The organism is Streptomyces sp. NPDC057253 (genome assembly GCF_042669125.1).
GTDB lineage: Bacteria > Actinomycetota > Actinomycetes > Streptomycetales > Streptomycetaceae > Streptomyces.
In genome coordinates this window covers 59,681-83,080 of sequence record NZ_JBHUXV010000033.1, presented here as the reverse complement: position 1 = coordinate 83,080, position 23,400 = coordinate 59,681, and the positions used below count along the sequence as shown (strand labels likewise).

Below are 23,400 nucleotides of genomic sequence, written 5' to 3'. Positions count from 1 at the left end.
GCTCACTTCGTGATGTGGTGGAACTGACTCACGCGGCGCATTCCACCGACGTAGAGGTGCGCGCACGCCTTGCCATAACGAGGGAGCGTCCGAGGAGAGTTGTTTCGCATCGGGTCGATCTTGCACTCGTTGTGTGTCCTGCCGCGTGAGGTGCGGTACACGCGGTTGTTGGTGTCGGCGTAGGTGAAGTCGATGCGCCAGTTGCAGAAGCCCGAGCTGAGAGCCGCGACGAAGGCGCAGTCGACGCCGGCGTTCTGGTAGGTGATCTTCTTGCCGTCGCCGCGGATGGCGTGGGTGAACATGCACCCGGTCGGGACCTTCATGGTCGCGCCGCCCACGCTGTACTCGAAGGTCTGTACAGGAGTGGATCCGATCGCGGTGGCATGCGCCGCCGTCGGCGTGGTGAGGGCGAGGGCTGCCGCGGCGACCAGAGCTGTGGCGAGGCGTGGGACATAGCGCATGACCGAGGTGGTCCCTTCTGGTGATCTCTTGATGAGTACCTCGGACAACTCGGCCCTGTGGGCGCTGGTTTCGGTGATCCTCTCGGTTCGCCGCGTTTGAGTGATCACGAGTGACGCGGTTCGGCTACGACCCGTTCGTGGCTGTGGGAGCCGGTACACGTCAGGTCCGGGAGGGTGGGGGAAACGGCGTGGGCGGGGTGTGCCACATCCACGCTCAGCTGCGAGACCACCACCTCGGGATGACCGGCCCGGATCGCCGACGGCCCGATCCGGGCCCCGGGCCGGGCTCCTCTGAACAGGCGGTGCTGGAGGCGCCCTTACGATTTGTTCACCATGCTGGGGTTGAGAGTGCTCGGGGCCGTTGAGGCCGATGTGGACGGCGTGCGGGTGGGGCTGGGAGGGCCGCGGCAGCGTGCCGTTCTCGCGCTGTTGCTCTGTGCGCGTGGCCGGGTGCTGTCCGCCGACCGGATGGTCGAGCAGGTGTGGGAGGGCAGGCCGCCTGCGCGTGCGCTCGCCTCGCTGCAGGCGTACGTGTCCAATCTGCGGCGGATCCTTGAACCGGGGCGGGCGCCCCGGGGCCGGGCCGAGGTTCTGGTCAGTGACGCGACCGGGTATGCCGTGCGGGTGCCGGACGAGGCGGTGGATGCCTGGCGGTTCGAGGGCGTGGTGCGTCGGGCGCGTGAGGTCTCCTCCGCGCGCGAGGCGGGGGAGTTGCTGCAGGAGGCGCTCGGCTGGTGGCGCGGGCCTGCCTACGCGGAGGTCGCCGACGCCGAGTGGGCGCTTGCCGAGGTTGCCCGGCTCAACGAACTGCGGCTGAGCGCGCAGGAGTTGCTGCTCGACGCACTCGTCCGTGACGGTCGGTGGAGCGAGGCCGTGCCCTCGGCCGAGGTGCTGACCCGGGAGCACCCGCTGCGCGAGGAGGGCTGGCGGCTGCTGGCCACCGCGCTGTGGGGCGCGGGGCGGCGGGGGGACGCGCTCGACGCGTTGCGGCGCAGTCGGCGCGTTCTGCACGACGAGCTCCGCCTGGCGCCCGGACCCGCCCTCGTCGAGCTGGAGCGGGCGATCCTCGGGCGGCGCGAGGGCCTGTCGGCGGATTCCGACATCCTCCGGCGGCGCGAGGATCTACCGACGGATCGGGCGTCCCGGCCCGACCGGGCGGAAGGGCAGGACAGGCCGCCGGGGCCGCCGGTACGCGCGACACGACCGCTCACGGGCATCCGGCCTCCAGGTCTGCCAGGGGCTCGGGCGGCGCGAGAAACCGGTGACGGTGGCATGACCGCCTCGTCCGCGGCGCCCCTCCGTGATCCCGGCCCCCACGGCGACGGGCTGTTCGTCGGCCGCGACGACGAGTTGCGGGGGATCGAGCGGGCCGCTCGGGAAGGACGGCGGGCCGGGGGGATCGTGCAGGTCACAGGCGAGCCCGGTGTCGGTAAGACGCAGCTGCTGGGGCGGGCGGTTCAGTGGCTGCGGAGTGAGGGGTGGCAGGTTGTCGTGGGGCGGTGCCCCGAGTTCGACGGGGCGCCGCCTGCCTGGGCCTGGGTCGAGGCGTTGCGGGAGCTGGCCCGGCGGGTGCCGCCCGGCGATCCGGCCGCGGTGGCTCCCCTGGTGGGAGAGGGTGCCGACGGAACGGGCGGGCCGGCCGACGCCGTGGCCGGACGCTTCTCGCTGCACCGTGCCGTGGAGGCCTGGATGGCACGGGCCGTCGCCGAGGCGGGACCGCTCGCCGTCGTCCTCGACGACCTCCACCGGGCCGACACCGAGACCCTCGCGCTGCTGGAACACGTCACCGCGGCCGACGGACCCCCCGTCCTCGTCCTCACCGCCCACCGGCCAACCGAGACCGGTGAACGGCTCACCGGGACCCTCGCCCAGCTCGCCGCCCGCTCACCCCACCGCATCGCCCTCGGGGGACTGGCCGACGACGACGTGCGGGCCCTGGTGACCGCCGTCTGCGGCGCCCCCGTCGACCCGCACACGCTCGCCGCGCTCACCGAACGCACCGGCGGCAACCCCTTCTACGTGCGCGAGAGCGCCCGGTTGCTGGCCAGCGAGGGTTCCCTGGTGGCGCTGTCCGAGGTGCCGCAGGGCGTCCGGGACGTGCTGCGGCGGCGCCTGGCGCGGCTGCCCGCTTACGCCTTCGAGGTGCTGCGGCTCGCTGCGGTGGTGGGCCGGGAGGCCGAGGTGGAGGTGCTCGTGCGTGCCTCCGAGGCCGGCGAGGACGTCGTACTGGAGGCGCTGGAGGCCGCGGTCGCCGCCGGGCTGCTTCTCGAACCCGGGCCGGGGCGCGTCCGGTTCGCGCACGCGCTCGTCCGGGACACCCTCTACACCGATCTGACCCGGCTGCGGCGCGGCCGGACGCACGCCCGCATCGCCGAGGCACTGGGCGAACTGCGCCCCACCGGATCCACCGCCCTCGCCCACCACTGCGCCCAGTCCGGTACGGCCGCCCTCGCCCCCCTCGCCGTCGAACACGGGCTGCGCGCCGCCGAGTTGGCGGAGCGGCGCTACGCCCACGACGCTGCCGTACGACTGCTGGAGCGGGTTGTCGAGTCGTACGAGCGCATACCCGCCCCCGGCGGCGACCGGGACGCCCGGCGCGTCGAACTGCTCGGGAAGCTGCTGCGGGCGCAGGTGCGGGCGGGCACCACCCTCGCCGCGCGGCGGACCAGGGGGCGGGCGATCGAGATCGCCGAACAGGCCGGTCGGGAGGACCTGTTGACCGTCGCGCTGACCGGATGGCAGGTGCCCACGCCGTGGCAGACGCGGCCCTACGGCTTCGTCGACCGGCCCCTCGTCACCGCCCTGGAGCGGCTCCTCGCCGCCGACAGCGCCGACCTGGCCACCCGCTGCCTCCTCCTCGACACCCTCGTCGCCGAACTCGCCGGAGAGGACGATGCCCCGCGCGTGGTGACGGCCGCCCGGGAGCTGGTCGCCGTGGCCCGGCGCTCCGGCGATCCCGCGCTGCTCGCCCTGGCCCTGGCCTCGGCGGCCAAATGCCGTTCCTACGAACGGGCCGTAGCCTTCCGGGCCCGCACCTCCGCCGAACTGCGCCCCCTCGCGGAGCGGCTCGACCTGCCCGTCTACCGGTGGGTGTGCGAGTTCATCGACGGCAGCGTCGCGGGGGCGTTGGGCGATCCCCACGCGCTGCGGCGGCACGCCGAGGCCGGCCTCGACCTCGCCCGCCGCTACCGCCTCGTCGAACCGGAGGCCGTGCACCAGGCCAGCCTCGCCATGCTGGCGCACGTCCGCGGCGACTTCGACGAGGCCGTGCGGGGCTACGACGAAGTCGGCGCCCTGATGCACCGGCACGGCATGATGCACGCCCAGAACTTCCACGAACTCGGCCTGATCACGGTGGGGTTGGGCAGGGGGCCGGGACTGGAGCCGGGGGCGGAGGCCGCCGAGCTGGCCCGTGAGCGGTACGAGCGCAACGGGCCCATCGACGGGGACACCTACGCGCTGGTGCTGGCGCGGCAGGGCCGGGTCGCCGAGGCCCGCGCGATCCGGCGTGGTCCCCTGCGGCACGACCACCACCACACCCGCAACACCGGTATCCGGGCGGAGTTGGCCGCGCTGCTCGGGCGGCGTGAGGAGGCACCCGAACTGATCCGGCAACTCCTGCCCGTGCACGACCAGTTGTCCGGGGCCGCCTACACCGTGTTCGCGATGCGGCCCGTGGCGCACTACCTCGGCCTGCTGTACCGCCTGATCGGCAACGAGGAGACCGCCGTACGTTCCTTCGAGCGGGCGGAGACGGTCGCGCGGCGGTGGGGTGCGGAGCACTGGGTCGCCGCCGCGCGCGAGGAGCGGGATCGGTAGGGCCGGTCCGCCAAGGGTTCAGTGGGTCATGCCTTGCCCCATTTCTGGTTGGCGGTGCCTCCGCACGACCAGAGTTGGAGCGCGGAACCGTTCGCCGTCAGCTGGTCCTTGACGTCCACGCACTTGTCGGCCTTGACGCTCACCAGGTCGTGGGCCGCGTTGAGGCGGAACTGCTGGGCCTGGTTGCCGCTGCAGTTCGCCAGCTGGATCGCCGCCCCGTTCGCGGTCGAACCCCAGGACACGTCCATGCACTTGCCCATGGAGCGGACCGTGCCGTCCGGCATGAACTTCCACTTCTGCCAGGACGCTCCCGTGCAGTCCCAGATCTGCAAGGGAGTGCCGTCCTTGCCGGTGCCGCCGGTGACGTCGATGCAACGGCCGGAGGCGTAGCCGCGGATCGCAACGGCGGTGACGGTGGCCGTGGTCGTGCCGCCGCTCTTGCCGGTGCCGGAACTGGTGCTTGAGGAGCCGGAGTTCGATGTGCTGCCCGAACCGGTCGCCGACTGGCCTGACTTGTGCGGGGAGGACTGCGTCTTGCCGGGGGACTTTCCGCTCCCGGAGGCACCGGAATTCGAGTGGCCGGCCTGTGGGGCCCCGCCGGGCCCCGGGTTCGCGGCTGCCTTCGAACCTCCCTTGCTCTGCACGCCGTTGTCCTTCGCGCCGGTGGAGGCGTGCCCGCCCGGGGAGGGGCTGGCGGTGCCGAAGACGCCCGGGATCTCCTGGTCGCCGGGGCCGCCCAGGACTGTGTCGGCGAGGGTGTCGGTCCGGGTGGTTCGGTGCTCCTCGCCGTCACCGCCGGTGCTGACGAGGAAGGGGGCGGCGATCAGCAGGGCACCGGCCATGGCTGCACCGGCGAGGAGGGCCTTGCGGGGGCGGGCGGGGTCGGTTTCGGTGGCGGTGGTGGCCTCGGGGTGTTCTTCCTCGTCGGGGTGGGTCTCGACGTCCGTGTCGGCGGATGCGTCGGTGTCGGATGTGGTTTCCGGCTCCGGCTCCGGCGTCGGCTCCGCTTCCGCCTTGGATGCGGCCTTGGACTCGGCTTCGGATTCGGCGGGTTCCGCGACCGCACCGACCAGGGGTTCCGGTGTCGGCTCCGGCTCGGCCGCGGTGGCGGTGGCGGTTGCCGTCGGCTCCGGAGAAGCGGCCGTCATGGTGTCCTTCTCGCTCGGATCGGTGGTCATGCCGTGCTCCACTTCTGGTTGCCGCCGCCGTTGCACGACCACAGCTGGAGGCGGGCGCCATTGCCGGTGGCCACGTCCTTGACGTCAACGCACTTGTCGGCCTGGACGTTGACCAGGTCGTGGGCCGCGTTGAGGCGGAACTGCTGGGCTCCGGTGCCGTTGCAGGACACCAGCTGGACTGTGGCGCCGTCGTCGCGCGAACCCCCGTCTACGTCCATGCACTTGCCCAGTGCCCGGACCGTGCCGTCGGAGGCGAACCGCCAGCTCTGCCGGGCGGCGCCCGAGCAGTCCCAGATCTGGAGGGGGGTGCGCTCGGCGGTGTTGCCGTCGGTGACGTCGACGCAGCGGCCGGACGCGTTGCCGCGGATACGGACGCCGGTGGCGGCGGGCTTCGAGGGCGACGCGGAGGGAGCCGTCCCCTTCCCGGGGGCGCTGCTCGTGGTGCCGGTGGCCGTGGGATCGGCCTTGTCCGGCTTTCCGGTCTCCACGACCTGGCCGGTGGCCTCGTTCGCTGTGGTACGGGGGGCGGGGGAGCCACCGGAGGGACTGGCCGTGCCGAAGGTGCCGGTGCCGTCGCCGGTCCAGTGGTCGCCCAGGACCGTGTCGCCGGTGCTGTCGACCCGCGTGGAGGCCTGGTCGCTGTCGTCACCGCCGACCAGGAACGGTACGGCGATCAGGATCGCCCCCACGAGGGCGGCGCCGGCGAGGAGGGCCTTGCGCGGGCGGCCGGGGCGGCTTGGGGTGGACTGCGGGGCGGTCGTGGTCGTGGTGGCGGACCAGGTGCTGGTACGCGTGTTCCGAGCGCCTGCTGCGCCAGCTGCGGCAATTGCCGGTGCCCGCGCCGGTGTCGGGTCCGGGTCGGCGGCGGTGAGTGCCGCGAACTCCGCCGCCGCTGCCGAGAGCGGGGGCGCGATCTCGGCCGTGTCGTCGTCCGGACCGGAGGCGCCGGACGACTCCTCGGCCTGGGCTCGTGCGACGGCGGCGGAGGCTTCGGCTATCGCCGACGGACCCCGTTCCCGACGGGGGAGCGGCAGCGACGGGGTGCAGGCCGACTCCGCCGGCCCGGGTTCCCGACGGGACGACTCGGACGCGGTCGTCGATGTCTCGGACAAGGGAGTCGATGCTTCAGACGCAGCCGCCGAGGTCTCGGCCGTGGGGTCGTGGGGCGAGGCGGTCATTCGGCACCTCCCACTGCACCGGAGCCTGTGCCGGACCCGGACCCGGACCCGGAGCCGGACCCGGAGCCTGTGCCGGACCCGGACCCGGAGCCTGTGCCGGACCCGGACCCGGACCCGGAGCCGGTGCCTGTGCTGGAGCTGGACCCGGAGCCTGTGCTGGAGCTGGAGCTGGAGCCGGCGCTGGACTCGGACGCGGACTCGGCCCCTGAGCTGGAGCCAAAACCGGAGCCGGACCCCGATCCAGCCCCGGACCCTGACGCAGAGCCGGACTCCCACCCGGGCCCCGACTCGGGGCCGGACCCCGACCCAGCCCCGGACCCCGACCCAGCCCCGGACCCCGACGCAGAGCCGGACTCCCACCCGGCCCCCGACTCGGGGCCGGCCCCCGCCCCAGAGCCGGTCCTCGACCCGGAGCTCGGCCCGGAAGCTGAACCCGACGCAGCCTCCCCGGCACCCCCCGCCTCCAACACCTCCTCCGCCGTAACCACCAGACAAGCCGGCCCCGCCGGATTCACCGTGAGCGTCATCCCATAGGCGGCCAGCGCCATGGCCGGCAACGTGGCATGCGTCAGGGACAGGGCGAAGGGCTGGTGGGCCGCGGACGTGAACACCGGGACGGTCGGCGTGCCGTCGGGGGAGAGGAGCGGCTGCGGTACGCCCTCCCGGGTACGGAGGAAGCTGACCTCCGCCCCGGCCAGGGCACGCACCGCCTCCTCGACCGGTGCGTACCCCGTGACCGCCGCCTGGACGGCCGCGTCCACCGGGTCCGTCGGTTCGGGCCAGCCGAGCGAGGCGGGGGAGGGGCGGTACTCCTCGTTCGGCTGCCACTCCTCGACCTCGCCCGAGAGCCCGGACCGCCACTCGCCGACCACGGCCCAGTGCGGCGGCGGCCCTTCGCCCCGCCAGCCGGGGTCGACGACGCCGAGCCAGTTGTCGGGGGCGAGCCGGGCCGCCTCCCGGACGTCCTGCGGCAACGGTGGTGCGTTCGGCGGGAGTTGAGAGGTCCGCCCTTCCTCGCTGCTGATCACGTACTGCTCCTGCTGTTCCTGCTGGGTGATGGGTCGTCATGGTGTCCGGGCCGGTCGGGCAGCGGCGCTGACCAGACCAGGTCCCGGGTGATCGCCGGTGGTTCGGCGACCGGCGCCGGCCCCGGCGCGGGGGTGTAATGGACCAGGCGTGCGGTGTCGTTCTCGGGGCGGAAGCGGATCAGGGGTTCGCCGTCCGGCCCGTGCGCCGCCACGATCGTGCGGAACACGCCTTCGCTGTACGGCGATCGGGGCGCCCGCCAGTACAGGTGCGCGCCGTGGGTGACGGCCATGTCGTTGTGGGTCATCGCCTCGACCGTCTCCTCGTACGACGGCGTGTCCAGCCGTCCGCCGCCCGGGGTCGCCAGGCTGAAGACGTCGTGGTCGCCGGTGAGGGGCTTGAGCGGACCGTCCGAGGTGCCGCCCTCGTGGCCCAGTACCAGGCCGTCCCGGACGTGGAACCGGTCCTGGTCGGCCAACTCCCGCATGGTGGAGGCCAGTTGCTGGAACTCGTCCTGCCGCTGGGCGTACCGGGCCGTCACCCGGGTCCAGGTCACGTCGTCGATGTCCGCGCGGTCCGGGAGGACGGGGCTGAAGTAGCCGACCAGGCCGACGTTCTCGGGCCGCGCGCCCAACCGGACGTCCAGCTCGTTGATCGTCTTGGCCTTGATCTCCTTCGGCTTCGGCAGCATGCCCGCGTCCAGCCATTTCGCCGCCGTCGGGTTGGTGGGGCGCACGTCGATCACGAGACCCCGCTCGCGGGCCAGGTCGCGGAACTTGCCGAAGTGCTTCTCTGGCATCCCGAACCGCCGCCGTGCCGTCTCCGGTGTCACCACCGGGCCGAGTCGGTGCCCGATCCGCTGGAAGAGCATGCCCAAGTCCGTCTTGTCGAGGCCCAGTTCGCGGACCGGGAGCGGGGTGCCCGGGGTCAGGGCCCAGGTCGTGTTGGCAGCGCCGCCCACCGTGAGCCCCTCCGTGTCCTCGGGGGTGACCTCCAGCGACTGGAAGTCCGGGTCGTCCGGGCCCATCCCGGCCGGGGGCGCGGGCGGGCGGGGACGGGCCAGCAAGAAGTCCCCGCCGCGCTGGTAGAGGGTGACCGTGCGGTCGCCGGACGGGCCCCCGGCCGGCGGGAAGGAGCGCGTCGAGCCGTCCTCGGCGACGATCCGCACCGTCGCCCCCGTGGCGTCGGCCGCCATTCGGGCGGCGGTGCCCGTGGTCGCGGTGTTCCAGCGGCGGGCCGTGCGCACCTGGGTGCGGATCAACTCCCGTTCCTGCGCGGCGGTCAGTGGGACGTCGTCCGGGATCCGGCCCGCCGTGGCGCGGAACCTGGCCACCGGCCGCCCGTCGTGGCCCAGGCTCTCCCCGGCGTCGGAGAGTTCGGCCGCGGTGAAGGGCGCCGAGCGGTCGAGGGCCGCGCCGGACGGCAGCGGACCGGCCCAGGCGTCGGCGGCCCTCGGGTCGTGGGCGGTCAGTGCGGCCCAGAAGTTGTTGCCGTCACCGTTCGGCTCCACGAGGTCGTGGACCGTGCCGTCCGGGGCGGTGAGCGTGCCGGGGCCGGCGGCCGGATCGCGGTGCCAACCGGTGGAGCCCGGGCGAGCTGCCCAGGGCGCGACGGTGTGGGCGGGGCGGGTGTCCGTGCGGGGCGTCTCCACAGAGGCCGTACGGCGCGGGGGCGCGGCCTCCGGAGCGGGCAGCGGAGACCGATCCGTGCCGGACTCCCCGACAGCCAGCTGGTAGTGACGGCCCTTCAGATGCAGTACGACTCGGTCGACGCCGCCCGTTTCCCTTTGCGGCGGCGTGAAGTCCTGGAACCCCCCGTCCTCCCGTACGACCGTGACCGTGACCCCGAAGTGCCGTGCGGCCAGGGCCGGGAGGAGGTCGGCGGCGCCGTGGTCCCACCCGGTGTCGGACTCGGACGTGCCGGGGCGGCGGATCTGGGCGGCGGTGAGGGCGAGACGCTCGGGCTCGGACAGGGTGCCGTGCAGGGGGAGTCTGCACTGCGCGCCGGCCAGTTCACGGGACGCGGGTGTGTCGGCACCGAAGTCGACCCCGGCGGCGGTGAGTTCGGCGTCGGTGAAGGTGTCCTGGCGGTCGGGGGTGGTGAGCGCCGACAGCTCCGGGTGGGCACCGGACTCCAGGGCACCGGCGAGTTCCTCACGCAGTGCGGTGACGAGGTCGGCGCGGTTGCTCAGGGGGAGACGGCCGGGCAGCCCGGTCCCGGTGCGGTGCAGGCCCTCGGCGAGCGCGTGGTAGAAGCCGTCGCCGTCCTCCGGTACGTCGAGCAGGGTGTATGGGGTGCCGGAGGGAGAGGTGAGCGTGCCGTCCTCGGCCTCGGTGTAACGCTCGGGTGAGGCCTTCGCCTCGGCCGTGGGTGTCTCGAAGACCGGCGCGGGGGGCTCCTCGACCCCGCCCCGCAACTCGGCACGGCCAGGGGGGAGTTCGGCGCCGCCGATGGCCGCGGGGGCCTCACCCCCGACCCCCTCCACAGGCAGTCGGTGCCACCGCGTCAACCGATCCGTGGCCGCCCGCACCCCGTGGAAGACCGCCGCAGCCTCCTCAGCCGCCGTCCGCCGAGGCGCCAGGTCGGGCCACAGGACCCGCATCTCCTCTACGGCGGCCCGCAGTTCGGCCCGAGCCTCGCGCACGGCGACGCGCAACGCGACCCGGTCTTCCGCCGAGGCGGCAGCGGCGGCCGCGAGCGCCCGGCGAGCCTCCTTCCACCGCCCCCGCGCAGCCGCATGCCGCCCCCGCACCTCCCCCAACGCCCGCCGAGTCGACCAGTACGCCTTGTCGGCATCGACCCACGCCGTTCCGGCGGCGGCGACCTGCGACCACGCCTCGGAGACCTTCTCCGGGAAGGTGTCATCGGTGATCAGGCCGAGCTGCCGGGCCACGTCCTCGCGGACCCAGGCGAGCACCTGGCCCCGGGTCTCGACGGCCCGCGGTCCCGGCCGGACCCGCCCGAAGGGACCGAGCGCCCGGCCGACCAAAAGCCCCACGGCGCTGTCCTTCACGTCGTGCTCGACCTCGGCGACCCCCAGCCAGTCCGTCGGGATCGCGAACAGGAACGAACGCCCCGTCTTCGGCTTGACGTTGGACTGGACACCGTCGGCGCCCGCGGCCTTCGCCGTGTCGGTCTCCGCCGCGTTGCTCAGCGTCCCCGAGGCACCCGGGACCACGCTTCCCGCGGCGGCCGCCGTCACCACGGCCTGCCCGCTCAGCGCCGAGTCCTGGACCTCGGTGCGGCCCGCCGACACCTCGGAGGTGTCGGTCTCCCGCTCGGCGCTCTCCATCGTGCTCTCGGGTGCCACCGTCAGCAGCGTCGCGCCGGTGAAGTCGGGGCGGGCGTACAGCCGGAACTCCCCGTGCGCCCCGGCGACCGACGGGTCCACGAGCCCGGCCACCTGGTGCCCGCCCGGAGCGAGCGCGTCGCCGAAGAAGGCGGCCAGGGAGGCGTCCGCGGTGCCGCCGTCCAGGGCGAGGGCGGAGGCGCTGCCGGGGCGGGTCAGCGGGGTGCGGCGGGCGGCCGTACGGGCCTCGGTCAGGCCGTCGCCGGACAGCCGCCCGGAGCCGGGGGCGCCCTCCGCGCCGTACGCCTTCGCGACCGCCACCTCCGCGACGGCGTGCACGGTGTCCCGGCCGACCAGCCGGCGCACCTGGAAGCCGTTGGACGGCAGCGCGAACCCCGAACCGGCGGCCCGCCACGCGTCGACCGCCCCCGGCGTCACCGCCCCGGAGCGCCAGACGGTGACCTCCGGGGTGCCGGGCGACAGGTCCGGGGGCGCGAGAGGATCGACGGCGGGGGCGGCGGTCTCCAGGGTCCCGCCGTCCGCCTCCGCCACCGAAACCGAACCCGGAACCGGCACCGGCACCGGCACCGGAACCGGCACCGTCAGACTCAACGGCACCTGCTCCCGCAGCCGCCCGACCTCCTCCACGCTCTCCACCACACGCCCGTCATCGAGCGTCAGCGTCAACCGCATCCGGTACGGCGTCACGAACTCCGCGTGCGGCTCGTTCGGATAGAAGACGTACGACTTCCAGCGCGTCGTCGACCGTGCGGTGCCCGCCGTCCGGTCCACCGCCCCCGACGTGGTGAGCGCCGGTCCGGACGCGGGCGCTCCGCCCGCCCCCGTGCGGATGCCCTCGCCGACCGCCAGTCCCGCGCCCCAGCCGCGCCCCGCCACCCTGCCGCTCTCCACGGTCTCGGCGGCGACCCGGGTGTCCTGGAGGGTCGTACTGTGATCGAGTCCGTCGAACTCCTCGTCGCCCTGGATCAGTTCGACCTTGAGCGCGCCGGTGCGCCCGCCGAAGTGGACCTTGCCCAGGTTGAGCCGGCCGATCCGGGCCGGTGCGGCGGCTCCGGAAGAGGACGTCATACGGTCCCGCAGCGCGCGTACGGCCCGCGGGGTGACCAGGGAGCGCACCCGGGCGCGGCTCGCGTCGTCGGCGTTGAGCGCGAGCAGCTGGGTGTCGAAGTGGGCCAACACCGCTGTGGTGTCCAGGGCGTTGACCGGGTAGGAGCCGAAGGGGTTGTCGCGCAGCCAGGCGGGCCGGGACCAGGTCCGTGCGGTGTACCGGGGGACCTCGCCCAGCTTGTCCCTGAGCAGGCCCAGCCGGTGGGCCGCCTTCTCCGGCAGGTGGCCCAGCCAGTCCGCGGCGAACGTGACCCGCCTGCCGACCCAGCCGCTCCGGAAGCGGGTCGCGAGGTCGTGGACCGGGGAGAGCACGCCGTCGGCGCGGGAGGAGGCGAGGATCTCGTGCCGGGTGTCGCCGGACACCAGCACCTTGAAGTTCTCGTCGTCCCGGTCGAGTTCGGAGGTCACGGTCCGGATGACGGTGTGCGTGGTGCCCCGCGAGCGGCCCCAGCGGCCGAGGAAGCCGTAGGACCCGGCGAGGGACGGACCGGCGGGGTGCGTGGTGCCGTAACCGCCGCCGCCCGTGACGGTGAAGGACGTGCTCGTGGTGACCGCGCCGGAGGACTGGGTGTCGCTGCCCAGGGTCTGTTCGGTCTCCACCTTGACCGGCTTGGACACGACGACCGGGCGGACCACCCGGGTGCGGTGCACGAGGTCGCCGAGTCGGTTGAGATAGGGGCCCTTGCCGAACAGCCCGCCGGTGAGGGAGCCGCCGGGGCCCGAGGTCTGGTCGAACTCGGCTGCCAGGTACTGGGGTTGGAAGGGGCGCACCATCGCGTCGTGCGCGGGGGCGCCCGGGCGGCCGAAGTGCCAGGAGCCGCCGGACGCGGCGCCCATGACCTCCTCGGCGACCTCGCCCAGCCTCTTGTGCCCGCCGACGCTCACCGTCTGGTACGGGTGGTTCCCGAACGGGTCCTCGTGCGGTGCCCGCCCGGCGGCGAGCTCGGCGGCCTCCGTGCCCGTCAACTCCTCGATGTCCGGGGCGGTTCGAGGGGCCGCGGTCGCGGACACCGGTGTGTGCTCGTCCGGCACCGACAGCAGCACCCGCCCCCGCACCGCCGCGCCCGCCCGGCCGCCGACCAGGTCGGTCTCCGGCTCCCCGCGCACGAACAGCCCGGTGCCGAGCAGTCCGAAGGAGGGCAGCCCGCGCCACAGGGTGCGCGGCCGCCAGTAACCGCCGCTCCTGGCCGACAACTCCAGCTGGTAGCTGTGCAGATGGGAGGGCAGTGCGCTGACCGCGAGTCCTTCGTACGACGCCGTGGAGCCGTAGCCGGTCTTGCGGCCCTTCTGCCAGGCCCAGCGGGGTCCGGCCGTGAGGTTGCCGAGGTTCTTCGGAGCGCCGAGCTGGTCGCGGCCCTTGTCGCGGAGGGCGAGGCCCGCGTCGAAGCCGGTCTCCAGGGTGCGGTTGACGCTCTGCGAGCCGTCGAGGCGCTCGGTGCCGGGGGAACCGCCGCGCAGGATCAGGTCGTTCTGGGTGCCCTCGTAGCGGCGGTCGGTGAGACGGCCGTCGATCCACAGGTAGCGGTGCGAGCGGCCGAAGCGGCCGGTGGCGGTGAGGGGGATCCGCAGGCCGGTGGTGACGATGGCCTCCAGGCCGCCCGCCACGCTGTGGTGGGAGAGGGCGTCCACGACGGCGAGGGTGTTGGCCAGGGCGAGCCGGTAGCGCTCGGGGTCGCTCCACCGTCCGGTGCGCGCCTCCAGATCCGCGAGCGGGGCGATCAGGTCGGGGTGGCGGCGGGCGGCGGCCCGGATCACCTCGTCGGTGAACTCCCGCAGCAGCGTGGGGGAGTCGCCCGAGGTGAACGCCTCCGGGCGGGCCATGCCGAGGACGGCCGGGTCGTCGTCGGTCAAGTAGACCGGCGGGAGCGGCTCGTTGTCGTGGCGCTTGCGCAGGGTCGTGCCGTCGTCCCAGCCCGCGAGCCGGCGTGCCTCGGTGCGGGTCATGCGGTCCAGGCTCCACGTCTCGAACGGCGTGGGCACCTTGTCGCCGGTCCGCCGCACCCAGACGGTCTTGCGCACCTTGTAGAGCTCGGTCGGCACCTTCTTCGCCCGGCCCACGATCTTGCGTCCGCCCGAGCCGCCGAACACCTGCCCGGAGGTGATCCCGCGCGCGTACCGGCCGACGGCGCCTGCCAACAGCCGTACGGAGAAAGGCCCGTTGTTCGCCAGATCCACGCTGGGGCCGATGCTGCCGCTGACCTCGAAGCCGTACGACTTGGTCAGTCCGCGTTCGTTCTTCACGGTCTGCTGGACGGTGTTGCGCAGTTCGGCGGCCTCGGTCTCGGTCAGCAGCTCCGCCCGGCCCGGGACGACCTTCTCCACGACGAACGCGCCGAGCGGCGAACGGGCCTTGTCCTCGCCCAGCAGCTGCCGGGTGGGGACCCGGCCGCGGGCCAGGCGGTCGGCCATGCGGTGGAAGGTGTCGGTGCTGAAGAAGCCGGAGATCTCCTGGTGGGCGGTGCTGCCGGGCCGGGCGCCGGTGCGTTCCAGCGCCCACTTGCGGATCGCCTCGACCGGGCCGTAGCCCTCGGTGTGCACCAGCCGGTAGTCGCTGTCCGGGCCCAGGGAGAGGGCGCGCGGCACCGGGCCGGGCTCCCCGGGGCGGGTCTCGCCCTCGGGCAGGCGCAGGGACAGGCCGTTGCGCACGCCGAAGGTGAAGTGCCCCTCCCCGGTGGCGAATCCACGCGGCAGCCGGTCCGGGCGGGCAGCGGTCGGGGCGCCCTCGAAGGACACCTCGTACTGCACGTCGTCCAGGTGCAGCTGGGAGCCGTCGAGCCGGCGGGTCTCCACCTGGCTGAGGGTCTGGTCCTGCATCGCGTAGTCGTACGACCGCCCGTAGCTCACCGCGCCGCCGAGCCTGCCGTAGGCCACCGGGCCCGCCGGGGGACCGATCGGGAGCGAGCCCGCGAGGCGCTTGGTCTGGGCCACGGTCCGGCTCGGGCCCGAGGTGACCTGGCTGCGGTGCCCGGCGTCCACCTTGACCGGCACGCCGTGCGCGTCGGTGAAGCGTTCCCACACGCCGTGCGGGCGGGTCCGCACCCGCATCACCCGGGTCCGGCCCCGGGAGTCGGTGAACGGCGGCGACAGCCAGCCGTCGCCGTGGAAGGCCTGCGGCGTGGACCGCAGCGCCCGGTCCAGCCGGGCCCTGACGTCCTCGGGGAGGTCAGCCCGCTCACCGATCTCCCTGACCACCTGGTTCGTGCCGCGCAGTCGGGCCCGGCTGTGACCGTACGACCCTTCGTCCAGGTGGGTGGGGAGGGTGCTGCCGTCGGTGAAGGTGACGGTCTTCCCGGCGGGCGGGGGCGGGAGCAGCGAGTGGTCGAGGCGGGGCGGGCGATGGGTGTCGAGTTCCGCCTCGATGTCGGCGAACGGGTCGGCGGAGTTCGGGAGTTGGGCGGCCGGATCGCGCGGCGGCGGGGGCGTCTCGCCACGGGAGGCGTGGAGGGCGGCGAGGGTGGCGGGGGTGAGCCGGCGCAGGCCGTCGAGCGCGCGGTCCGAGGTGTTCGGGGCCTGGGCGCGGAGGAAGGCGACGAGGTCGGTCAGATCCTGGCAGGTGCCCGAGTCCTCGTGGTCGTCGTGGTCGGTCACGGGCGCGACGGTGTCGGAGGCGGCCGGACTCCGGGACCCCTCGGTTTCCGTGGGAGCCAGCGCCGAGTAGTGGTTGATCCCGTTGTAGAGGACGTGGACGGTCCTGGTGCCGCCCGGGTTGTACTCCTGGTCCGGGCCCCCGTCGGTGCGGACGACCACGAGCCGTACGCCGAGGGCCCGCGCCACCAGACCGGGGGCGTGGTCGAAGAAGGGCGTGTTCCACAGGTTCACGTCCCGCAGCGAGTCGGCGACGAGGTCGCCGACCCCGTGCCCGCGTACGGCGTCCAGCGGCGGGCCGGTCAGGGCCCACCTCGGGTAGCCGACCTCCAGGAGCGTCCGCCACGCCGCCTCGGCGGCCGGGCCGTCCTGAGTGAGCCGTTCCTGGAGCCGTTGCCGCAGGATCTCGCGCCGGGCCGCGTCCATGAGCCGGTCCCGGTCGTCGGCGGGCGCGTCGGCGGGGTCGGGCCGGTAGCCGGGCAGCAGGGCGCGTACCGCTGCCCGGGGCAGGTCGGCGAGGACACCGCTGTCGGCGGTGTCGGTCCTGCGGCGCAGCTCCGCCCGGTACATGGCGTCGGTGAGCCGCTCCTCGATCGTCGCCAGGGCCGGCGCGGGCAGTCCGGGCAGCGGGCCGCCCACGATCCGGCGCAGTTGGGCGGTGCTGAGGTCGCGGGTCACCTCCTCCAGCGCGTCCTGCCGGTTGAGGAGGGCGTGCTCCTCCGTGCCGGTGAACGCGTCGGCCGCCCGGTTCCGCAGCTCGCGCACGTTCTCGCCGAGCGGGCCGGCCTGCGGGTCCTGGAGCCGTGCGCTGTCCAGGAGCGCCCGGAAGTAGCAGTCGCCGTCGCCGATGACGGGCGACTCGGTGAAGCGCCGGTCGCCGCTGGTGTAGACGGTGTCGTCGAGGCCCTCGGAGACCGTGCCGTGGACGGGGGTCTCGGCGGCCGTCGCGGGGGCGGGAGTCAGCAGAGCGGTGACGATCTTGTCGATGTCCGGGGTGCTGAAGCCCTTGGTCGTCTGCTCCTGCTGGGACTTCGTGTGCCTGCGCACCTCGTGACCTGCCCGTACCCACGCGGGGTGCTTGAAGTCCTCGGCCAGGCTGTTGAGTTCGTCCTTCTGGTTTGTGGTCGGGGACTTTCCGTGCAGCTCCTTCGTCTGCTCCCACACGGTCCGCGCCTCCAGCACCACCCTTCCGGAGAGGGTGGGCGGCCGGTCGATGACGATCCGCTCGTAACCGGTCTTCAGCGAGGCCTTGGCCTTGTTGTTGTCGCTGTTCCACTTGGCCATGCGCTCGCCGCCGAAACTGTTCGGCTCCTCCAGGTAGTTGACCCGGTGGCCGGACAGGGCCATGGCTTCGAGGTTGCCGCTGCGGAAGCCGAGGTGCTTGAGGTCACCGCCGCTCTGCCGGTTCAGGTACTCGAAGAGCCGCAGCTGACCGGTGCGGGTGTCACCGCCCCAACTGGCCACACCCTCGCGGTCGTTCCAGAAGTCGGTGAGGTCGTGCACGGCAAGACCGGCGAGTTCGGGGTCGCGGACCAGGTCCGGATAGCGCGGGCGGCGCCCGTCGTCGACCCGGGCGTCGCCCGTGATGATGACGAGCGGACCGGGCCGGTCGTCCTTCGTACGGTCGTGGATGCCACGGAGGATCTGGCCCATGCCCTTGTAGCTGGTGTCGTGCTCCACATGGACGTCCCCGCGCTTCCCGCTGAAACGGGACCACAGAACGATCACCTTGCGACCGGGTTCCACCTGGACACCCTTGGTGGCGAGCCAGGCGGCGACCTTGTCCTGCTGCTCCCCGGGAAACCCGGTGTCGTCCAGGCGCCAGCCCGCGCGGACCTTCTCCCGCACCTCCGTGGAGAAGTTGTCGGTGATCCACTCCGTGCCCGCGCCCACCCCGAGGACGAGGCTCCTCAGCTTGGACTTCGACAGGGGCGGCCGGTCCGCCAGAACCCCGGCGTTGAGCTCGTCGAAGACCCGCTTGGCGTGTGCGTCGCCGTCGGTCTCGGGCGTGACCTCCACCTCGTGGATACGGCCGGGGTCGATGCCGCTCGCCTGGTAGAACGCGGCGATGTTCGCGCCGCGGTCACGCGTGTTCCCGGGGTCCTTCGCGATCACGACGTGCAGGTTCTCGTCGGCGAGGAGGTAGGCGGCGATGCCGAACTGGTCGCCGGTCGCGTAGCCCGGGTGGTGCAGCACCTTCTTCAGGCCGGGATCGGGCTCCGCCTTGGTGTGGAGGGCGGCCTTCTCCTCCTTGGAGAGCTTGGACGAGGAGGCGCCGGACCCGCTCGCCTTCTTGCTGCTGTTGCCGCCGCCCTCCCACAGGGGGTCGCGAGCGTGCCCGCTGTCGTCGGCGTCCGGACCGGTGCCCGGGAGGCTCCCGGCGCCGCCCGCCGGTGCGCCCTGGACGGGCAGCCGGTCGGGTGCCGTCCCCGGGGCCGCCGTGGCGGCGGCGGTGAGGACCGCGCGGTACTGCTCCGGGGTGGGTGCGGCCGTGCCGGGCAGGCGGAAGGTGTCCCGGGTGATCCGGGTGAGCAGGTCCGGGGTCATCCGGGCGTCGGTGTAGGGGTGTTGGGTGCCGTTCCAGCGCAGCCTCTCCAACGCGCCCACACCCCGCAGCAGTTCGGGATCGGAGCCGGTGTCGAGGCCGGTGGTGCCGCGCAGGGTGCGGACGAACTGGAGGGTGCGCTGGGTGGCCCAGGGGTCCGGGTCGCCGTCGCCCTCGTGCTGCCCCGCCGCGCGGGCGAGTGCGGTGAGGTCGGGGCCGGACGGCTCGGGCAGGAAGAGCCGCCACCGGCCCGGTACGACCTCGCCGGTCTCCGACTCGACGTCGAGGATCGGCCGCACCCGGCCCGAACCGTCCAGCGCCGTACCGACCTTGGTGGTCGGCGCGTACACCGGGCGGCCGGTCACGTTGGCGACGTGCTGGGCGACCGGCAGCCCGCCGTGGGTGGGGGAGGCGCCGGTGGAGCAGGAGTAGAGGACGATCGGGTCGCCGTCGGGGCCGAGCCCGCCCCAGCGGACCATGTAGCGGCCCAGCTCCCGGCCGCTGACGGTGACCGTGTGCACACCGTCCTGGTGCGACCGGCCGTCCTTGTAGGGCTGGTCCAGGGCGAGTTCGACCCGGGTCGGCTTGCCGTGCGCGGCGAAGAACGACACCTTCCTGTTCTTCCAGGGCACGTCCTTGGGGCCGCCGACGAGCACCTGGCGCTGCGGGCGGTGGTCCGAGTAGTCGGTCGCGGTGGTCACCGTCGGGTAGCGCCGCTCCCGGCGGGACCAGTCGGCGGGGGTGAAGGAGGCCTGGCCCCGGGCCTCACCGAGGCCGTAGCCGTTGACGGCCGCGTCCGGTATGTCGCCGTCGTCCTTGCCGAGCGTCTGTAGCTTCCCGCCTTCGGTGACGGGGCGGGTGACCAGGCGGGTGGGCTCCGGGCGCGAGCCGCCGACCAGGTACTTGGTGATCGTCTTGACGTCCTCTTCGTGGAAGCCCCGGGTCGCCGGGTCCTTCCAAGGCTTTGTGCCGTCGGGCTTGTTGTTCTTGCCGGCGACCCACGTGGGGTGCTTGAAGGCCGTCTCCAGGTCCTTGAGGTCCTCCGCCTTTACGGGATCGGCCGGCTTCTTGCCGTACTCCTTCTCCTTCTTCTCCCATACGGCCTGTGCCTCGACGGCGATCTGCCCGGAGAGGGTGGGCGGCCGGACGATGGTGATGCGCTCGTAGCCGGTCTTCACGGCGGACTTTGAGTTGGGGTTGTCCGCGTGCCACTTGGCCATGCGATCGCCGCCGATGCTGCCGGGCTCCTCCAGGTATCTGACCTGGTGGCCGGAGAGCGCCATGGCCTCGAGGTTGCCGCTGCGGAAGCCGAGGTGCTTGAGGTCGCCGCCGCTCTGGCGGTTCAGGTACTCGTACAGCCGCATCTGGCCGGTGCGGGTGTCGCCGCCCCAAGTGGCCACGCCCTCCCGGTCGTTCCAGAAGTCGGTGAGGTCGTGGACGGCCAGGCCCCTCTTCCAGTGTTCGGCGGCCATGGCCGGGTACCGGTCGCGGTGCTCCTTGTTGACCTTCGCGTCGCCCGCGATGATGACGAGCGGTCCGGGCGGGTCGTCGTTCCTGGTGCGCTCGTGGATGCCTGTGAGGAGCTGGTCCATGCCCTTGTAGCTGGTGTCGTGCTCGACGTGGATGTCGCCGCGTTTGCCGCTGAAGCGGGACCACAGGACGATCACCTTGCGACCGGGTTCCACGGTGATGCCCTTGCCGGCGAGCCACGCGGCGACCTTCGCCCGGTCCTCCGGGGGGAAGCCGGTGTCGTCCAGGCGCCAGCCGTGCCGGATCGTGGCGCGCAGGGGATGGCTGAAATGGTCGCCGATCCAGGTGGTTCCGGTGCCCACCGGGACGCTCAGGGTGTTCAGCCTGGTCTTGCTCAGCTTGTCGAAGTCCGGGGCACCCGCGTTGATCTCCCGCACGATCGCCTCGGACCGCTGTTTCGCGGTCTTCTCGTGCGGGCCCTGCTGGAAGTGGATGCGCTCGGGCGCGATGCCGCTGGACCGGTAGAACTCGGCGATCTCCGGGCCCTTGTCCCGGGAGTCCGTGCCGGGGGCTGCGCTGTCCACCAGGACGTGCAGGTTCGGGTCGCCGTGCAGGGCGGCGGCGATGCCGAACTGGTCGCCGGTGGCGTAGCCGGGGTGGGTGAGGACGGTTTTGTAGGCGGTGGTCGGGGGTGAGGAGGACTCGGTGGCGGGCTTGTTGCCCTTTCCGCCCTTACCGCTGTTGCCACCCTTGCCCCCCTTTCCGGCCTGCGGGTTGTTCGGAGGCTTGCCCTTGCCCTTGGGGCCCTTGCTGCCGCTGCCGCTGCCGCTGCCGCTGCCGGTGCCGGTACCGGTGCCGAGCAGGGCGTCCACGGTCGTGGAGCTCAGGGTGCGCAGACGGTCCAGGGTGCGGTCCTCGACGGCGAGGCCGTCCTGGCCGCGCAGGAGGGCGACGAGCTCCTCCGCACGGTCGCTGCTGGTCGTCGCCGGCCGCACGAAGGGCTCCTCGGCGGGTGCCTCCGGGGCCGGGGCCGGGGCGGGCGTGGGGGCGGGGGAGTTCTCGATCGCCGAGTAGTGGTCGCGGCCGTTGTAGTGGAGGTAGACGGGCCTGCCCGCACCGGAGTTGAGGGGCGTGCCGTTGGCGGTGCCCTGCCGCTGCTCCACGACGGTGAGGTTCAGGTCGAGCGCGTGGGCGACCTCGGAGGGGGCGTAATCGAAGAACGGCGTCGCCCACAGGTCGGTGCTGCGGATGGAGTCGGTGACCAGGTCTCCGAGCCGGCGGCCCCGGAAGTCGGCCAGGCGGGGGCGCTGTTCCGCCCACCGCTCGTACCTGGTCTCCAGCAGCCGGGTCCAGAGCTGCTCGGCCCGCTCGGGGTTGTCCCCGGTCAGCTCCTGCCGGAGCTGGACGCGCAGGGCGTTGGCCTGCTGCCCGGCCATCAGCCGCTCGCGCTCCGCACGCGGGGCCCTGCGCACGTCCGGCTGGTAGCTCGGCAGCAGGGCACGGATCGTGGCCTGGTTCAGGTCCGCGAGGACGGCGCGGTCGGCGGGGTCGACGAGTCGGCGCAGTTCTTCGCGGTAGAGGTTGTCGCGCAGTTGGTTGTCGACGGTCTCGTTCTGCTCGCGGGACAGGTGCGGGGGACGTGTGTCCAGGACTGCCGACAGCGTGACCGCGTCCAGGTCTTGTACCAGGACCTCCAGTGCGTCCCGCTCGTTCAACTCCCGGTACCGCTCGGACCCCTCGAACCTCGCCGCCGCGTGCTGCCGGAGCTGCGGGACGTCCATCTCGGTCAGCTGAGAGCCGTGTCCCTGGTGGTGCAGGCCGGCGAGGAGCGAGGTGAAGAAGCAGTCACCGTCACCGACGACGTCCAGGACACGGAGCGGCTCGGCGTGGTCCGGGAAGGGGATGGTCTGAGTGACGGGGCGGGGTTGGGAGGCGGTGGTGGAGGGCGTTACCGGGGTGGCGGAGGCGAGGGTGGGCGTGGGTGCGGGCGAGTGGGTGCTCGTCGTCGGCGAGGGTGCGGGCGCGTGGGAGGCGGTCGCCGTCACCGGGACCGGGTCGGTTTCCCGGATGGCACTCTGCTCGCCCCGGCTGATCGTGGGTGTGCTGCTGGGCGCGGATGGGGTGCCCGGCGTGCTGGAGGGCGCGCCCGAGGAGACCGGCGTCGAAGCGGTCGACTGCCCCTGCCGGCCGCTGCCTTCGTCCCCGCCGCCCTCGCTCTCGCTGAGGGCGTCGTGGACCGGTGTCTCCTCGGCGCTGTCGGTCTTGTCGGGGGCCGTGCTGGTGGTCGGTGTGTTCCTGGGCGGCGTCGAGGTGCCGGGGGCGTTGGACGGCGCCCCGGTGGAGGCGGGCGGCGAGGCGGTCAACTGACCATCCTGACCGCTGCCCTCGCTCTCGCTGAGGGCGTCATGGACCGGTGTCTCCTCGGTGTCGTCCCTCTTGTCCGGGCCCGTGCTCGTGGTCGGTATGTTCCTGGGCGGGGCCGAGGTGCCTGGCGCGCTGGACGGGGCTCCGGAGCTGGTGACCGGGGCTGGAGTCGTCGACTGGCCTTCGCTCTCAGTGGACGTGCCGTGGCCCGGCGACTCCTTCGTGCTCTCCGTCCTCACCCCCGCGTCCGCGTCCAGTGCCCGTACGTCATTGACCGCGCTCGTATCCATGTGGATGTTGAACTGCGACCCGAACTTCGCCACCCCGTCGAACACCATGCCCATGAACAGCGCGCTGCCGGTCGCCGTCAGGAACGTGTCTCCGCTGAGCGCCCAACTCCCCGTGAACGCACCGACCGTGACGAACTCGCCGAAGGTCTCCGCGGCCCCCTCCACCACCGCGTCCCCGACGCCGTCGCCGAAGCCGTTCCGGTCGTGGGTGTCCCTGTTGCCCACGTCCCGGTTGCCGACATCCCTGTTGCCGAAGTCCCGGTTGTTCGAGGACGACGGCAGATCCCCCCGCCCCCGGTCCACCTTCGGCAGCACGTCCTCGTCGAACTTCTTGAACACCGTGTCGTCGAGATGGCTGCGCCGGAAGAAGTTCTTGAGCCGGTCAGCGACTCCCTCGAACACCCCGTGGAACATTCCCGTGAGGCCGCCGAACACGGCGTCCTGAAGGATCTGCGACCAGTCGAACCCCTTCGGCCGCCGCCCGTCCGGACCGAACGCGATCAGCGCCAGCCGCACGGCGAACGTCGTGAACGCCTCGTCGAACGCCTCGCTCAGGCTCGGCATCAGGTGCGTGCGCTTCATGAGCTGGTCCAGGATCGCCAGGATCGTGACCCGGCTCTGCGCCCGCGCGACCGCCGCCTTCCCGGCCGTCGCGCCGCCGCTGAAGACGGACATCACCAGGATCACGGCGAGTTCGATGAGCAGCCGGACGATCTCGGCGATGATCTGCCACTTCGCCTCGGTGATGTTGATGGACGTCTCGACCCGCCCCCGGGCGACGACGTTCAGTTCGTCGGCGAACTCCTTGAGGTAGTTGCGGCCGCCGTCGTCGACGAACATGTTCATCGCGCGCACGTACCGCGTGGCGACCTGCGGCGGCAGCGAGCGGCCGACCTCGATCACCGAGTCCTCGATCAGCTCGGACAGCTTGGTGAGCTGCTTGCCGAGACGGTCGTACGGCTCGTGGCTCTGGTAGGCCTTGTCCTCGTCCGCCTGGAGCATCTTCTCGCCGATGAGAAGCAGCAGCAGGTTGTTGACCTCGGGCGAGACGTGGATGGCCATGGACG

6 protein-coding genes are annotated in these 23,400 nt (G+C 73.0%); 1 reads left to right on the top strand and 5 read right to left on the bottom strand.

The features are described 5' to 3' along the window. Positions 1 to 2: 2 nt before the first annotated feature. A complete protein-coding gene (locus tag ACFULQ_RS20080; RefSeq protein ID WP_383545749.1) occupies positions 3 to 461 on the bottom strand; it encodes a hypothetical protein in 459 nt (152 codons plus the stop codon). A gap of 333 nt (positions 462 to 794) precedes the next feature. Here ACFULQ_RS20080 and ACFULQ_RS20075 point away from each other — a divergent pair, with 333 nt between their 5' ends. Further along, positions 795 to 4,280, top strand: a complete 3,486-nt coding sequence (locus ACFULQ_RS20075; protein WP_383545747.1) for a BTAD domain-containing putative transcriptional regulator — start codon at positions 795 to 797, stop codon at positions 4,278 to 4,280. A 26-nt stretch (positions 4,281 to 4,306) separates the two neighbouring features. Here the strand turns inward: ACFULQ_RS20075 and ACFULQ_RS20070 are convergent, their stop codons facing one another. The 4 genes from ACFULQ_RS20070 to ACFULQ_RS20055 form a co-directional block, all read right to left on the bottom strand. Beyond that, on the bottom strand, positions 4,307 to 5,458 hold the full coding sequence (locus tag ACFULQ_RS20070) for a ricin-type beta-trefoil lectin domain protein (protein ID WP_383545745.1): 1,152 nt from the start codon (positions 5,456 to 5,458) through the stop codon (positions 4,307 to 4,309). Further along, entirely contained in the window at positions 5,455 to 6,570 is a 1,116-nt protein-coding gene (locus ACFULQ_RS20065) for a ricin-type beta-trefoil lectin domain protein (RefSeq protein ID WP_383545742.1), read from the bottom strand. The genes ACFULQ_RS20070 and ACFULQ_RS20065 overlap by 4 nt, the downstream gene beginning before the upstream one ends. A gap of 62 nt (positions 6,571 to 6,632) precedes the next feature. After that, positions 6,633 to 7,664 (bottom strand): type VII secretion system-associated protein, encoded by a 1,032-nt coding sequence (locus tag ACFULQ_RS20060; protein WP_383545739.1) that lies wholly within the window; start codon positions 7,662 to 7,664, stop codon positions 6,633 to 6,635. Next, complete coding sequence (locus tag ACFULQ_RS20055) at positions 7,661 to 23,395, bottom strand: hypothetical protein (protein ID WP_383545738.1); 15,735 nt, start codon at positions 23,393 to 23,395, stop codon at positions 7,661 to 7,663. The genes ACFULQ_RS20060 and ACFULQ_RS20055 overlap by 4 nt, the downstream gene beginning before the upstream one ends. Between the last annotated feature and the right edge of the window lie 5 nt (positions 23,396 to 23,400).

Bases quoted from the DNA above. Each gene is read 5' to 3' on its own strand.
- ACFULQ_RS20080 (WP_383545749.1), bottom strand. From the start codon at position 461: ATGCGCTATGTCCCACGCCTCGCCACAGCTCTGGTCGCCGCGGCAGCC.
- ACFULQ_RS20075 (WP_383545747.1), top strand. From the start codon at position 795: ATGCTGGGGTTGAGAGTGCTCGGGGCCGTTGAGGCCGATGTGGACGGC.
- ACFULQ_RS20070 (WP_383545745.1), bottom strand. From the start codon at position 5,458: ATGACCACCGATCCGAGCGAGAAGGACACCATGACGGCCGCTTCTCCG.
- ACFULQ_RS20055 (WP_383545738.1), bottom strand. From the start codon at position 23,395: ATGGCCATCCACGTCTCGCCCGAGGTCAACAACCTGCTGCTGCTTCTC.